The 13513-nt window shown below is 64.2% G+C and carries 15 protein-coding genes; 3 read left to right on the top strand and 12 right to left on the bottom strand.

Translation table 11 applies throughout. From position 1 onward, the window contains the following. Positions 1–31 precede the first annotated feature (31 nt). Positions 32–592 (top strand): hemerythrin domain-containing protein, encoded by a 561-nt coding sequence (locus tag EET13_RS19750; protein WP_122443869.1) that lies wholly within the window; start codon positions 32–34, stop codon positions 590–592. Positions 593–605: 13 nt separating this feature from the next. Here the strand turns inward: EET13_RS19750 and EET13_RS19745 are convergent, their stop codons facing one another. Next, complete coding sequence (locus tag EET13_RS19745; RefSeq protein WP_122443868.1) at positions 606–1811, bottom strand: amidohydrolase family protein; 1206 nt, start codon at positions 1809–1811, stop codon at positions 606–608. Between the two features lie 71 nt (positions 1812–1882). Continuing rightward, entirely contained in the window at positions 1883–2884 is a 1002-nt protein-coding gene (locus EET13_RS19740; protein ID WP_023366076.1) for a hotdog fold thioesterase, read from the bottom strand. 478 nt (positions 2885–3362) lie between these two features. On the opposite strand from EET13_RS19740, the gene EET13_RS19730 reads away from it, so the two are divergent. Together EET13_RS19730 and EET13_RS19725 are read left to right on the top strand one after the other, a co-directional pair. Beyond that, positions 3363–3551 carry a hypothetical protein gene (locus EET13_RS19730; protein WP_122443866.1) on the top strand — a complete coding sequence of 63 codons (189 nt, stop codon included), beginning with the start codon at positions 3363–3365 and terminating at the stop codon, positions 3549–3551. After that, positions 3548–3874: a hypothetical protein gene (locus EET13_RS19725; protein WP_122443865.1), complete on the top strand. Its 327-nt coding sequence runs from the start codon at positions 3548–3550 to the stop codon at positions 3872–3874. Before EET13_RS19730 ends, EET13_RS19725 begins: the two co-directional genes overlap by 4 nt. A gap of 126 nt (positions 3875–4000) precedes the next feature. On the opposite strand, the gene EET13_RS31685 is transcribed toward EET13_RS19725, so the two are convergent. The 10 genes from EET13_RS31685 to EET13_RS19675 form a co-directional block, all read right to left on the bottom strand. Further along, entirely contained in the window at positions 4001–4396 is a 396-nt protein-coding gene (locus EET13_RS31685) for a hypothetical protein (RefSeq protein ID WP_244604008.1), read from the bottom strand. 273 nt (positions 4397–4669) lie between these two features. Beyond that, entirely contained in the window at positions 4670–6118 is a 1449-nt protein-coding gene (locus EET13_RS19715) for a phage major capsid protein (protein ID WP_122443864.1), read from the bottom strand. After that, positions 6118–6645 (bottom strand): HK97 family phage prohead protease, encoded by a 528-nt coding sequence (locus EET13_RS19710; RefSeq protein WP_168991308.1) that lies wholly within the window; start codon positions 6643–6645, stop codon positions 6118–6120. Before EET13_RS19710 ends, EET13_RS19715 begins: the two co-directional genes overlap by 1 nt. 138 nt (positions 6646–6783) lie before the next feature. Next, positions 6784–7266: a phage terminase small subunit P27 family gene (locus EET13_RS19705; RefSeq protein WP_122443862.1), complete on the bottom strand. Its 483-nt coding sequence runs from the start codon at positions 7264–7266 to the stop codon at positions 6784–6786. A gap of 146 nt (positions 7267–7412) precedes the next feature. Then, positions 7413–7625, bottom strand: a complete 213-nt coding sequence (locus EET13_RS19700; RefSeq protein ID WP_122443861.1) for a hypothetical protein — start codon at positions 7623–7625, stop codon at positions 7413–7415. Positions 7626–8233: 608 nt separating this feature from the next. After that, a complete protein-coding gene (locus EET13_RS30525; RefSeq protein WP_168991307.1) occupies positions 8234–10402 on the bottom strand; it encodes an AAA family ATPase in 2169 nt (722 codons plus the stop codon). A 246-nt stretch (positions 10403–10648) separates the two neighbouring features. Next, positions 10649–10963, bottom strand: a complete 315-nt coding sequence (locus EET13_RS19690; RefSeq protein ID WP_122443860.1) for a hypothetical protein — start codon at positions 10961–10963, stop codon at positions 10649–10651. Positions 10964–11092: 129 nt separating this feature from the next. Then, the gene (locus EET13_RS19685; protein WP_122443859.1) at positions 11093–11488 is read right to left on the bottom strand and encodes a hypothetical protein; all 396 of its coding nucleotides are present in this window, start codon (positions 11486–11488) and stop codon (positions 11093–11095) included. Continuing rightward, entirely contained in the window at positions 11485–12852 is a 1368-nt protein-coding gene (locus EET13_RS19680; protein ID WP_122443858.1) for a recombinase family protein, read from the bottom strand. Before EET13_RS19680 ends, EET13_RS19685 begins: the two co-directional genes overlap by 4 nt. A gap of 105 nt (positions 12853–12957) precedes the next feature. Further along, positions 12958–13236: a hypothetical protein gene (locus EET13_RS19675; protein WP_122443888.1), complete on the bottom strand. Its 279-nt coding sequence runs from the start codon at positions 13234–13236 to the stop codon at positions 12958–12960. Between the last annotated feature and the right edge of the window lie 277 nt (positions 13237–13513).

The following is a 13513-nucleotide window of genomic DNA, read 5'->3' as shown; positions in this document are numbered from 1 at the left end:
GCCCAACTGAGCCCAACTGAGGAGGACGAGCATGTCCGGAGCCGCTCTGAAATCACCGACCGATGTGATCGACTTCCTGGTCGACCAGCATGAGCAGATCAAGTCGCTATTCGCGAAGACTTTGTCCAACTCCGGCGAGCAACGCGAAGAGGCGTTCCTTGAGCTGCGTCGCTTGCTAGCGGTGCATGAAACCGCCGAGGAGGAAATCGTTCATCCGCGGGCCAAGCGCGAGATTGCAGAAGGGGCGACGATAGTCAGCAAGCGGCTGCAGGAAGGGCACGAAGCCAAGACCGTGCTCAGCGAGCTGGAGAAGCTCGACGTCGACAGCGCCGAGTTCACCAGCAAACTCACCAAGCTTCGCGATGCCGTCGTCGACCACGCCGAGCATGAAGAATCCGAGGAGTTCGCCAAGCTGGGCGACGAACTGAGCAGCGACGAGCTCGAACGGATGGGCCGCGCCGCCAAGTTTGCCGAGGCGACCGCACCTACCAGGCCCCACGCCGGGGTGGAGTCCCAGATCGCCAACCTGATGGTCGGACCGTTCGTGGCAATGCTGGACCGCGCACGCGACGCTATCGTCGGGAAAGGCTGACTCGGCGTCCTGATTACGCGCTGACCGGTTTGGTTGCCGGTGCTTCGACCTTCATCACTTCCATCATGTTGCCGCCCATGATCTTTGCGACATCTTCCTGGTCGAAACCGGCAAGTTCGTCGACGAACGAAATCGGGTCCTTCAGGCCTTCGGGGTGCGGCCAGTCGGAACCGAAGACCACCCGGTTGGTGCCCACCATCTTCACGATTTCGGAGAACCGGTCCTCCCAGAACGGGCTGACGTAGATGCACCGGTTGAACGCCTCGATCGGGTCTTCGCCGAATGCGTTCGGCATCTTCTTGTAGACGCCCTTGAGTCCTTTGAACAGGTGCGGCACCCAGTCCGCGCCGTTCTCGATGGACAGGATGCGCAGCTCCGGATTGCGCGACAGCGCGCCATGGCAGACCAGCGCACCCATGGCATCCTCGATCGGACGATGTCCCATTGCCAGGCTCCGGAAGGCGGTCGGCTTGAACGGCAGGAACTCGTCGCCGGGTTCCCACACGTTCATGAATTCCGAATAGCCGCTGTCCGATGCGTGCATCGAAACCGGGATCTCGGCGCGGATGCAGGCTTGCCAGAAGGGGTCGAACTCCTCGAACCCGAACGAGCGGCTGCCGCGGTAGCCGGGTACCGGGGCCGGGCGGACCAGCACCGTACGAGCGCCACGCTCCAGGCACCACTCGAGCTCTTCGAGCGCCCGATCCACGATGGGCAGGGTGATCACCGGGGTGGCGAAGATGCGGTCCCGGTAGTTGAACGACCAGGTCTCGTACATCCACTGGTTGAGTGCGTGGATGACGTCGTGGGTCATCTCCGGGTCGTCCTTCATTCGCTCCTCGACCAGGCTGGCCAGGGTGGGAAACATCAGCGCGTAGTCGATACCCAGCTCGTCCATGACTTCCAGCCGGGGGCCCGGTTCCCGGAAGGCCGGGATCGCCTTCATCGGCTCACCCAGCACCTCGCGGTAGCTCTTGCCTCCGCTGCCGTGTCGGAAGTACTCCTCCTGGGCGCCCGGGCGGGCCACCACTTCGAACGTCGGGTTGGGGATGTATTCGCTGATATGGCCGCGTACCACGATCTTGGTGCGCCCGCGGATCTGCACGTAGTCGATCACGTGCTTGCGCTTGTCGGGCAGGAACTTGGTCAACGCCTCCTGCGGCTCGTACATGTGGTTGTCGGCGTCGAACACCGGAAAGGGAAGCTCGCGAGACGGCATGGCGATCTCCTTGTAGAAGTCTCGATTCTCAGCACCTGGTAATGACGTTACCACCTCGCGCAAGGGTTCCGCTAACCGCTGTCGGGGGTGTCTTTGCGGTCGATGACGGCGAAATTCACCGTTGCCGTTGCCGCGAGTTCGCTATCGCTGTCCCCGAAGATGTCGACCTGCATGACCAGGGATCGCCGGCCGGCCCGCAGCACCCGCGGCACCGCGAGCGCGGAGCCCTGCCTGATGGGGCGCAGGTAGCGGATGAAGAGGTCGGCTGTCGTCATAGCGGTGCCCGGCTGCAGGTACTCCAAGCCGAGCTGTCCTCCGGCCACGTCGGCGAGCGTGGCGATCAAGCCACCCTGCAGCGCTCCCGAGGTGTTGACCACCTGCGGACTGACCGGCATCGTCATCGCGAAGGCGTCGTCGTGGGCGGTGGCTGGGCGCATCCCGATCTGGGCGAACAGTTCGGCCAGTGAGGACACCGGCTGATCGTCGACATCCCGAATGCCCAGGGCGCGGCTGCAGAACTCGTACAGTTGGCCGGCGTCGATGGGCGTTCCGTTCAATTCTGTTCCCAGCCAATGCAATCGGAGCGCACCCAGCACCGTCTGCATGATGATGGCAGCCGCGGCCCCGACGTCGAGTCCGGGGTTGAACACTCCTTCGGTGATGCCTTGCCCGACGATATCGCGCAGCAGTCGATGCAGGGGCGATAGCACCCGCGCGTATTCACGGGGCCGGTTCTCGGCCAGGTACTGGTTGTAGAGGCTCAGCGCCCGGTTGAGGCTGTCCTGGGTAGTGGACTCCGGTCGCGCGCTGATGCGGTCGATGACCAGCTTCAGGGCCGCGGTGCTGTCGAGCCCGGCGGTTTCGGTGCGCCAGAGCTGTGCCGTCTGCGCCATGGTCCTGTCGAACAGGGCCAGCAGTAGTTCGTCCTTGCTGCCGAAATGCTGGTAAAACGCCCGCAACGAGGTCTTGGAGCGCGCGACGACTTCCTGCACGGTGAAGTCGGTACGCCCGGTCTCGCCCAGAATTTCGACCGCCGTCTTGATGAAGCGATCGGCGCGCGTTACTTCGGCCACGGGCGTTCTCCTCTTCCGGCGCCACAAGACAGGGCGCTTCGAGAATGAGGTTACCGCGGTTTGCGGTGATTCCCGCGAAGCTCAGAACGGGGGAGGCTCATCTGGTGGCGCGGGGCCGCTTTGGGTGGGATGGTCGGGTGAGGTGGTGCGGGAGTTGCGGTTGCGTCGGCGTTAGCCGGCGATGCGCTGGGCTCGCTCTTGGGCGCGGGTGCGGCCATGTATGGGCATCATGGCGGTTTTGTCGGTGCAGTGGTTCGGTGGTGGTGTGGTGTGCTCGGGAAGCTCGCCGGTGGTGGGTGTGCACAAACTTGGGAATAGCAGGGCGCTGCCGGGGGTGGTGACATGGGTGCGCCCAGCCGGGAAGTCAAGATCAAAGTTCCGTCGGGCAACTGCTCTTCGCGCCATCCCAAAAAGGTCTTGACCAAATGGTGTCACTGACTGGCTAGATAACCCACTTAGTCAGGAGAGGACCATCATCATGCCCGCGACCACACCCACCAACCCCTACCCAGACGTCGCTCTGCCGCCCGGTGTCAGCATCGACGTCGAAGAAACGTCACTCATCCTGTGGGGGCACGACACGGGCGACGAACTGAACCCCAACCAGGCCCGCCAGCTCGCGGCAGCGCTTGTCGCGGTCGCTGACAAGTTGGACGGTGCGCGATGACCACAACCCCCACCAACCCGTTCCCCAATGTCCCCCTGCCTCCTGGCGCCGTGTATGCCGCCTTATGGGAAGATGCCGCCACTGACCGGCCCTGGCGGGTCGTCAACTCCGCGACCCGCGGCGTCGAAGGTAAATCCGATATTCAGGTGTGGGTGGCCGCCGTCCAATACGCCGACGGCAGCCTTGACCAGAACGACGCGATCGACCGCGCATCGGTGTGGATTGACGCCTGCCAGGAGGCTCTAAGCGCCCGGCAAGCCCGCGAGCTGGCCGACGCGCTGCTGGCCGCCGCCGACGAGCTGGACGGGTGGGCCAAGCGATGAGCACGGGCGAACCTGACCTGCAAATTCGGTGACGCCAACGAAATTCAAGCACCAGCACCATATTGTTTGTCGGCCCTGACAATATGGTGCTGGGCCAAAGCGTTGCTTGGCCGATCGTGTCGCAATTTATTGCACCCGGCCCACTGCGGGCGTCATCTTCTGCACCGCAGCCAGCCTGGCTCGCGGCTGCGTGCCCTTAGACAGCTTGCCCAACAGCTCAACCAGTCGGGCTGCCGCCGCGGGCTGCTGCGGGATCGCATGTGGGTTGTCCAAGATCCGCGCCATCGCCAACGCGATCGCGGCCAAACCAGGACGCTGACCGGCGATCGGACTGGCATCGATCTCGGCCTGTACGGCATCGACTACCGGCGTGACGACGCCGGTGGAGTCAGATGCTGGGGCGGGTACGGCTTGGAGCTGCTTGGCGCGGTGACCGCGCTGGTACTCGCGGTTGGCCTGCCTACAGACGTCACACCGGCAGCCCCGGCGGTACCGGGATCGTCCGTGATCGGTTGTCGTCACGTGTTACGCAGCCTTTCTTTGCGAAACTAGTCCACCCGTGGCGATCGTGACGGGTTCTGTTTGCTCAAGGGGCGACACCGCCCCCCTATGTCTGCATATCAGCAGTTCAGCGCACTGTCTGGTGGGCAACCACGGTGCCTGCGACCGTGATTGCTTGAAGGTGCGGTCCATTTTGAACCCCGCCTTCAAAGCCGAAGGGGAATGTTGCTAAGTCCCCCTGGCGCGGCGGCTCGACAGGGAAAGGGGACCCTCGCCGCGCCAGGGGAAGACTCGCTAGGCGGTGGTCTGCACCTTCAACACGCGGAACGCATTGTCCACCAAGACGTCTGAGCCGGTGCGGAACCAGGCGAAAAATCCACGCTGGCCGGTCGGTCGGCGGCCAGCGCCGAACACGTGCGGCACCAGCTCTACGGTGCTTCCGACCCGATCAGTAATCAGGAACTGCGACCAATCACCAAGCACCAGCGGGTAGCTGGTGGCGGTTACCGCAGCGTTGACCGTGTCCATGTTCGACACTTCCCACATACGGCGCCCACACAGCCTGTCAGCGGCAAGCTCCGGGAACTTCAACGCACCGGCTGCGGTTTCCGCCTGCCGCAGCACGTTGATCGTGGTCAGGTTCGCGGCGAACGCCGAATTCGCTTGGAAACGCGGCGGTAAAGCCGATTGCAGCGCGTACGGGTCTGCCGACGCGACGGTTTCACTACCTGCCCCGTTGACCGTATACGTCGACGTGCCGGTCAGTGCCGGAATGAACCCGGTCGGCTCGCCGGTACCGGTTCCGCCGACGTAGGCCGCCGCAGTCAACTGTTCGATGGCGTCGAGCATGAGACGGCCGATTTCCGCAACGAACCCGGCGCCGTCGCCTTCGAGCTCGATCGAGAAGGGAACCCAAGCGCTTCCGCGATACGTCGGCACCTCCGGTTGCGCCAACGACGGCGAATCATCGCTGACCTCTTCTGCCTCCGAATACCAATGCGCCACAACGCCATCGGATGAGACACCCCGCCAGGCATCACCGACGGTCTGCGCAATCCGCGCCATCGACCTCAACGGATTCGTGCTGCCTGTGGAGCTGAGCAAGACTGCGGGATCAAGCTGAGCCGGGATCAGGAACCCGCCCGTGACGTCGACGCTGTTCATGGCCCGTTCGGCCTGCACCTGGGCGGCAGTGCGCCAGGCATGTGATTCAGCGGGCGTGAACAGCGAAGCACCGTTGACCGGATCGGCAACCATACGGGCGAACGCCCGGAGGTAGTTCTGGTCACCAGCGATCGCGGCCCAGCGGGAAGTCCAGGACCGGGCCTGCGGGGCACCGGTTGTGATCAGCCGGTCAATCACCTCGGCACCACGGGCTTGCATCAGCCCGTCTTTCACATTCCGGTCCAGCACCCGCATCGCGGCGTCGCGTTCCCGGTTGACGGCCGGGCGGTCCTCGTCATACGGCGACCGCTGCTCGCCGTTGAGGGTGTGCATGCCGTTGGCGCCGCCCTCGGTGCGAAGCGCGCCCGATTGCAGACCGCGGACCAATGCGGTTAAGTCATTGGCGTGCTGACGGTCGCGCTGGCGTTCCTGCTCCCTCAGATTCTGCGCATGTACCGTCAGCGCCCGGACACGCTCGGCATCGGGACCGACAAGGTCACTGCCAGCGTTGTCGAGGATCTGCTGAGCGGCCGCGCGCGCCTGCTCGTATGTCATTGATTCGACATCGGTGTTGGTCATTAGAACTCCAATAGGTCAAGCCTGGCCTGAGCCAGGGAACGGGAAATGACAAGGGATTCCGACCGCGTACCGGCGATGGTCGCGCCGATATACGCGGGTTCGTTGACGACGCTGATCTCGCGCAACGATGCCTCGGTGCGGACTAGCACCTTGCCGGACCAGTGTTCTTTGATCGGTGTGAACCCGATGCTGAAGGCCCCGACGTACCCGCCGCGGACTAGTGTCAGCAGCTCGTCACCGGCCTGGGTTGGCGCGACTTCGAAGCTGGCGTACAGGCCGTCGGGCTGCTCGCGCAGCTCAGTTGCCCGGCCCACCGGCAAGCGCCGGTGGTCGTGGCCGGTCAACAGCCGGATCTTGGAACCACGCTGTTCGATACTGCGAGCGAAGCTGCCGAAAGCGAACTTCTCTAGATACTGGCCGGTGAAGTCGTGAATCTCCGCGACCTCGTCGTAAGGCACGGCCCGGCCGAACAACTCCCGGCCACTACCGGGCTCGAGCTCGGCTGTGCGATAAAGGATTGCGCTCACGGTGTCACCAATCGCCCATGCGGAAGGAATCTCGCGTGGCGGGTGGCCTGTCCGGGTTGGCCATCCTCTGACGGCTCCCGGCGTCGGCGACGTGCCGAGCTGCCACCAATTCTACACTGGTGCAGCGACATTTCGAGCTTATCCAGCCGCAAACGGGTCGTCAACGTCGCCGGAATCGACTGGCAGCGATGCCAACCGGGCTTCGGAGGCCGGCGTCAGGCCGAACTCTTGGGCGAAGCGCAACATCTGCGCCGCGGCCGTGTGCGCGATCGCAGCGGCCGGATTGGCGTGCGTCCGGCCCGATCCCGGGTTGGTCAGCACCAAACCCTCTGCCCGGTATTGCTGTACGGCTTTGACGTACCGCGACCAGGTTTCGCAGTACACGGCCAGGGCGGCCCGGTCCTCTGGTTTCAACAGGTCCAGTCGTTCCAGACCTGGCGCAACGCGTGCCCATTCCGCCCGGCCTTCGTCGTCCAGCCACTCGGGGGCATCCGGTGCTGCCCGGTCGAATTTCGGCGGCACCGGCACTTTCCGGCCGCCGGAGTCACGGCCGGGGCGTGAGCCGTGCAGCAGTTTCAGCGGGGCCGGTGCCGGTATCCGGCCACTACCACGTCCGCCCATGGTCAACCTCCTGATTTCGGATCGGTTTTTCTGACTGCGCACACGAAGAGACACCGCGGCGGACAGGCGGTCCAGGGTGGTCGCGATCGACCAATACCCCCCCCCTGACCTGCGGTTTTGCCGCTCAGCCGATGAGTGCAAGCTGATCACCTCCTGTTGCGGTATCGCCGCAGCCGCGGTTCGAGCCATTCGTTGCGGTCGGCGAACCAGTGGAACCCCATCGTGTCACCAGCCTCGATGGCTTCCAAGGCCTCTCGCTCGCGGTCGAGGATTTCGTCGAGCGTGGACAGCTCAATCAGACGCCAGCGCTCAGCGTCGGTGAGGTCGTCGTCGTCGTCGAAGGTTTCGGGGTGGGTCACGGGCTGTCCTTTCGGGTTTTGAGAACGGTGAAGATGCCCGGTTTTCTTGGGCAGCGGCCTGTGGTGTCGCCTGCGGGTAGCCAGTGCCGGCCGTCGCAGACCGGGCAAACGACCTGAACCAACCTGCGGCCGTCGACAAGGGTGCGGCGTTGGCGGACGGTGGCGCGTTTCATAGCGCCCACCCCTGCGCCCGTAGCCGCAGGAGTTCGGTGTGGCAGGTGTCGCAGCGCGGCCTACCGGCTGAATGGGGGCGCTGCCCGCAATCGGTGCACACGCCACAGCGGTAGCGTTCGGCACGGCGCTCCCGGCCGGCCTGCGCGTGGTCCGTCAAGAGCCACGGGGCGGCGCACTCTTTGCAGCGCCGGTTGCCCGGCTCGGGCGGCTGCTGACAATCAGGGCACCGGCGTGGAAGGTAGGGGCCGGTCACCGGGTGCCGCCGGTGACACTGCGGGTTACCTCGTTGAGGCCGCGGAAGCCTGGGATGGCGCGCCATTGGGCGTCGGTCGGCGGCGGGGCGTCAGCGGCGGTCATGGGGCAACCACGGCGCCTACGACCGTGGTTGCTGAGCCGGTCAGGTGGCAGTGCTCGCAGCTTTCGGGCGGTCGTGGTCATGATGCGGCCTGCTGGCACCACAGGCACGGCTGCGGTGAGTTGGCGCAGACGCAGCCTGGGCGGCGTGGGTCGGGCGCTCGGCCAAGTCGGCACTCGGCGCACAGTCCGCGCTCTATCGAGGCGGGGAGTTCGAGGGCGGTTTGGCAGTCGCTGCACACTGCTTCCCTCGAAGATTCCGTGAAGGTTCTAAGAGTGTGATATTTGGAATCTTCGGAATCTTCGAGGTCAGAGGCGGTGTGGCTACGAAAACCGCTGGAATCTTCGGGTTTTGGGACTAGTGACCATAGCCAGCCGCGTCCCATGCCCGCCTTGCGTGTGGTGACGCGGTCCTTGATTCGGTTGCGCGCCTTGATGAGGTCTTGTTCGGTGAACGTTGGCTGGGCGGCGGCGATGACTTCGGAGCTGGCTACTTCTGCGTTCTCGTCGCCGTGTGAGCTGAGGTAGCTGATGATGAAACGTTGAGCGGGTGTGAGGCCGTCCGTCCCGCAGTCGTCGGTGTGGCCGCCTCGGTGAGCGTCGAGGATTTCGGCGACGGATTTGTCCGAGAGCCCTAGGTGCACATAGCGGCCCGTGTAGGTCGTCCCTTTCGCGGTGTCGACAGCGGCGCCGTCGATGCGGTAGCGGAGGGAGGGCAGATCGTATCGGCCGAGGCTGTTTTTGACTTGGGTGAGGACGCAGTCGCCGGTGTCTGGGTCGCGTTCAAATCCGAATATTGCTCGGGGCACGTTTTTGAAGGCGCCCGCCCCGGTGATCCGGGCGGCCACGTCGGAGCTGCCTTGTTTGGTGAAGTGGGCGAGGCCGATGATGATGGCGCCGGTGCGTTCGGCGATGCCGGCGAGGGGGTCGAGTGCTGCGCGGACGTCGCGTTCGCGGTGGGTGTCGATGCGATCGCTGACCATCGACAGCAGGGGGTCGAGGAGGACCGCGGCGACGTGGTTGTCGACGATGGCCTGTTCGAGGAGGCTGTTGTCGACGGGCAGGCTGAGCGCCATTGTTGCGTCGGCGTCGGTGGTGACGTCGAGTCGACCGATGCGGTTGAGGTCTGCGCCGGCCGCTATGTAGCGCGGGACGATGGTGTGTTTCCAGGAGTCTTCGACTGCGGCGCAGAGGATGTTTCCGGGTTTGCCATACCAGGCGCCGGGGAGTCGGCCGGTGGAGATCCGCGCACCCATTTCGGCGAGCCAGCATGATTTGCCGACTCCTTCTCGTCCTGCTGCGACGGTGAGGGTTCCGGCTGCGATGCGTCCGGAATCTTCGCTCGAAGATTCCGAAGATTCCAAGATTCTGTGTTTTAGATCTTCGGTGGAATCTTCGAGGCCGCCTCGCCAAACCCAAATGACCGGTTCCGGGTCGATTGTGTTTGCCCAGGTTATCCGTGGGCGCCGGGCGGGGTGTGATGTCGGGTCGGGTTTTTCGGCCGCTTTTCGTTTGCTGACTGGTTCGTTGATGCGGTCGACGTGTTGGACGTTTTGCCGCGCGTCGGTGGCCGGTGCCGTCACGTCCACCAGCTCGTCGAGCCCATACCCCGCGGCGATATGGTCAGCGGCATCCTTGCCGGCGGCGGCTTCGACGATACGTATCGAGCTGGCGATGCCCTGTAGCAGCCCAGCAACCTGCTCGGCGTGCTTACGGCCCGGCTCATCCTTGTCGGCGATGATGATTGCGGTCTTGCCGCGCAACGGTTCCCAGTCGAACTTGCCGGCCTTGCCCGCGCCCATCGCTGGGCAGGTGGCCGCGCCGCCGACCGATTCGATTGCGAGCACATCCTTTTCGCCTTCGGCGACGAAAACAGTTGTGGCGTCACCAAAATCCACGCGGAACAGGCTGTTGCCGTCCGTTTTTCCAGACTGGGGAAAGCTTTTGTCGGGCTTGCGATGTACGGCGCGGCCATCGGGGTAGCGGTAGTCCGCTTTCGCAGAGTAGACTCCGCGCATTCCGGCGTCATCGAACAGGTCGCACGGGGCCATACCCAAAGCGGCCAGCACGGCCTTGTAGTCACACCCTGCATGGCACTTGATCACGACACCCTTGCCGTCGCGGCGCGGGCCGATCGACAAGGACGGCTGGTCGTCCTCGTGGGCCGGGCACTGAGCCTTGTTGCCGCGCGCGTTGATTTTGGCGCCGCGGTCGCGCAGCGCACCCAGGATGCGGTCGTGGGCGATCATGAGGCCCGCTCCCGCGGTCGGCGCATCATCCGGTCGAGGCCGCCGAATCCTTTTGGGAACCGCGCGGTGTGCGTCGGGCAGAAACCGCGCCAGGGGCACCCCTTCGTGGTGCAGCGGACACGCCGGTCGCCTGGCAAGACGCGGGAGCCGCGGTGCAGTGTGTGTGCCGCTGCCGACGTGTCGGTGGTAGGCTTGGGGGTAGCTGCTGATATGGCCGTCCTGGTGCCGCCGGGGCGGCCTATCTCATTAGGCGGCATGGTCACCGCCGCCCAGCTCGGCCAGGCGGTCAGCCACGGCGGCCTGACGGCCTTCCGGTTCGCTGTTCCGACTACTCGATGCAGTCAACTCGGCGCGGGCCGGCTCAAGCAGCACACGCAGTTGGGCGACTTGCTCAGGTGTGAACGGCGGGGCTTGCGCCACAACCTTTTTGATGGTTTCGGCTAGCCGGTCGGCGTATAGGTCACGGCGTAGCTCTTGCAGTTCCGGATGTCCGGCGGGTAGATCCTGGGAGCGGCGCGCGAGCTTCCCGCGCGTTTGCCGCCATGTGGTTTTGGTAGACAACGCTTCTCACCTCGTGAAATGAGGGACTGAGCCGCCTGGTCCCCGTTGGGGAGACGACTCTGAGAAGCTGGCGCGGTTTGCGCGGCTACGGGATACGGAGCCCGCTCGTTGACAGTCACTCTAGCACTACTAGCGCGCGTAGCTCCGTAATTGCTCGACAGTGAGTGTCGCGGCGTTCTGATCTTCTGTCAGCACCGCGCCTGATTCGTCCACTAGGCTGAGCGTCAGGGCAAGGCGTTCCAACATCGGAGCCACCTTGTCGAGCCGCAGAGGTAGACCATTTGGCATGGGTAGGTAACGGCGGTCATTGTCGCCGTGTAGCAACGGACTTGGTTCCATGCGCCCGTCGAGCGCAGGCGTGTCAAGGTCTTGCGCCAGCCGCTTCTCGCTGACCGGCCTGCCGTGGGCGGCCCACGGTTCGGTGTAGTCGTGTTGGCCGGCCTTGAAGTAGCTGCGCTTGCCGAGATAGGCAACCGTGCGGCCTCGGCTGTCAACCACTTTGATTCGTATCGACTTGGTTCTCATCGTTGCCACTCGATCGTGATGCGGTCGGGGTTGAACGGCACTCGGCCGTGTTTACCCACCGGCATGACTGTCGCGGTCAGCATCGTGTTCACGATGGCGCGTTGACGGTCGACGTCCATGCGGGTGAACGCGGCGTACACGCGCTCGGTGCCGAGTGGGATATCCGCGAATACCAGTTTTGCTGACGCGCTTGCCATTCGGGACTCAACTTCGCTGAGCTTGGCCTGTATCCGCTGTGTTGCCGTGCGAACCTGTGAGGCGGTCAGGTCGCCGTCGGCGAACGCAACCGCTAGTTCGTCAATGCGCGACCGCAGCGTGTTGGCTTCGCCGGTGAGTCGGTCCAGGTTGGGCGCATCGCGGTCAATCAATAGTTGCTTGGCGTCGGGTTGCGCGAGCCGTTCGGCGACGACGCCGCGAATGTATTCGTCGGTCTCGGGCTTGGAGATGGCCACCCCCAAGCACTTCCAGCAGCGATACCGTTCCTGTCCGCGCGGACCCTGATAGCCGCCGATGCGCCCCCCGTCGTCGCATTTACCGCAGCGCAGCACACCGGTCAAGAAATGCCTGCGCACCGTCTTGGGGCCGGGCTTGCGAGCCGGGTCGTTGAGAACGGCTTGCGTGGCACGCCAGGTCGATTCGTCCACCAGCGGCGGCCAGCTCCCCTGCCCCACGATGACATCGTTGTGGGCGCGCAATCCGGCGTTGCGCGGCTTACGCATGAACAGACCCAGCGTGCTCGCGGTCCAGGGCTTCCCATTGCGGCCGTAGAAGCCCTGGGCGTTCCATTCCCGCGCCAGCCCAGACAGCGAACCACCGCCCAGAATCGTCTCGTACGCCTTGCGCACCAGCTCAGACTCCACCGGGTGCGGTTGGTGGTCATCGGTATAGCCGAAGGCTGATTTCCACTTCGGTAGGCCACGCTCGGCCATCTGCTTGGCCGCGGCCCGCTGACGGGCTGCCTTGTGCTCGCCCTCGTGGGCGGCTACGGAGCCTTTTAGTCGAGCGGTGAGCCGTCCCTGCGCCGTCGACAGGTCCACCTCCCCCGAGACGGTCGCCAGCTTGACGTTCATGCTGTCGGCCAGCGGCATGAACGTCTCCAACTCAATGGGCCGGCGGTGCAGACGGTCCAAGTCCCACGCGACGACGGCCTGAACGTGGCCGGCGGCCATATCCGTGAGTAGCTGCTGATAGGCAGGCCGCGGCTTCTTGGCGTTAGTCGCACTGCGGTCGTTGTCGACGTATTCACGCAGGTCAGTCCACCCCTTGCGCTCGGCCAGGGCACGGCATTCGGCGCGTTGGCGATCAATCGCCGCTTCGTCGCCGGTCCGGTCGAACGACTGTCTGAGATACAGCGCGGTAGCCATAAACCACTATTGTAGGTCATCTAGCCAACAGGTAATGAGTTCGGCAGTAGCACTTGAGATTTGACGCAAATCCGTAGCTACCCCCCACAGGTTGGGCATTAACGCTCACCGGTTCCACTCCACTAGCTTCATTCGCACGTCGACACCTGGTCCGAGCTTCTGCTTGAGACCCTGCATGAAACCCCACTGACGCACCGCCTGGTCAGCCAAACGCCGACATAGCCGCTCCACTGCGTCGACCGGCTGGTTTTCGTAGTCGATATCACCGCGCGCATCCAACGTGTCTGTCGCGGAAGCGGCCGGTACCTCGTTCTCTAGCAGCAGCACCGCGAGCTGACGCTTGTCCACCAGCACCACCCATACCAGCCCGGCCGCGCTCCCAATGCCCGGTACGCGCCCGGTGCCGGCAACAGTTGGTGTCAAGCGATTACCGGTATATCGGCCATGTCTCTAAACCTCGATCCACGGATGGATTGGGTTCGTTTCGGGTGTCGAGATGAGGAAAGTGCCTTTTGACCTGGGATGATTGGAGTTTCCAGACAACAATCGTCCAGCTCAAGAAAGGCACTTTCGGTGAGAGTGTGTCACAGGTTCGCGCCCTCGTCGGCGGTGTTCGATGATGACAATCTCGTGTCGTGTGCTGGTTTGGTGCCGGTGATGA

Origin of the sequence: Mycobacterium attenuatum, from assembly GCF_900566085.1 — a bacterium.
GTDB lineage: Bacteria > Actinomycetota > Actinomycetes > Mycobacteriales > Mycobacteriaceae > Mycobacterium > Mycobacterium attenuatum.
Note: the sequence above shows the minus strand (reverse complement) of the source record. Positions and strands in the feature narration are given on the sequence as shown.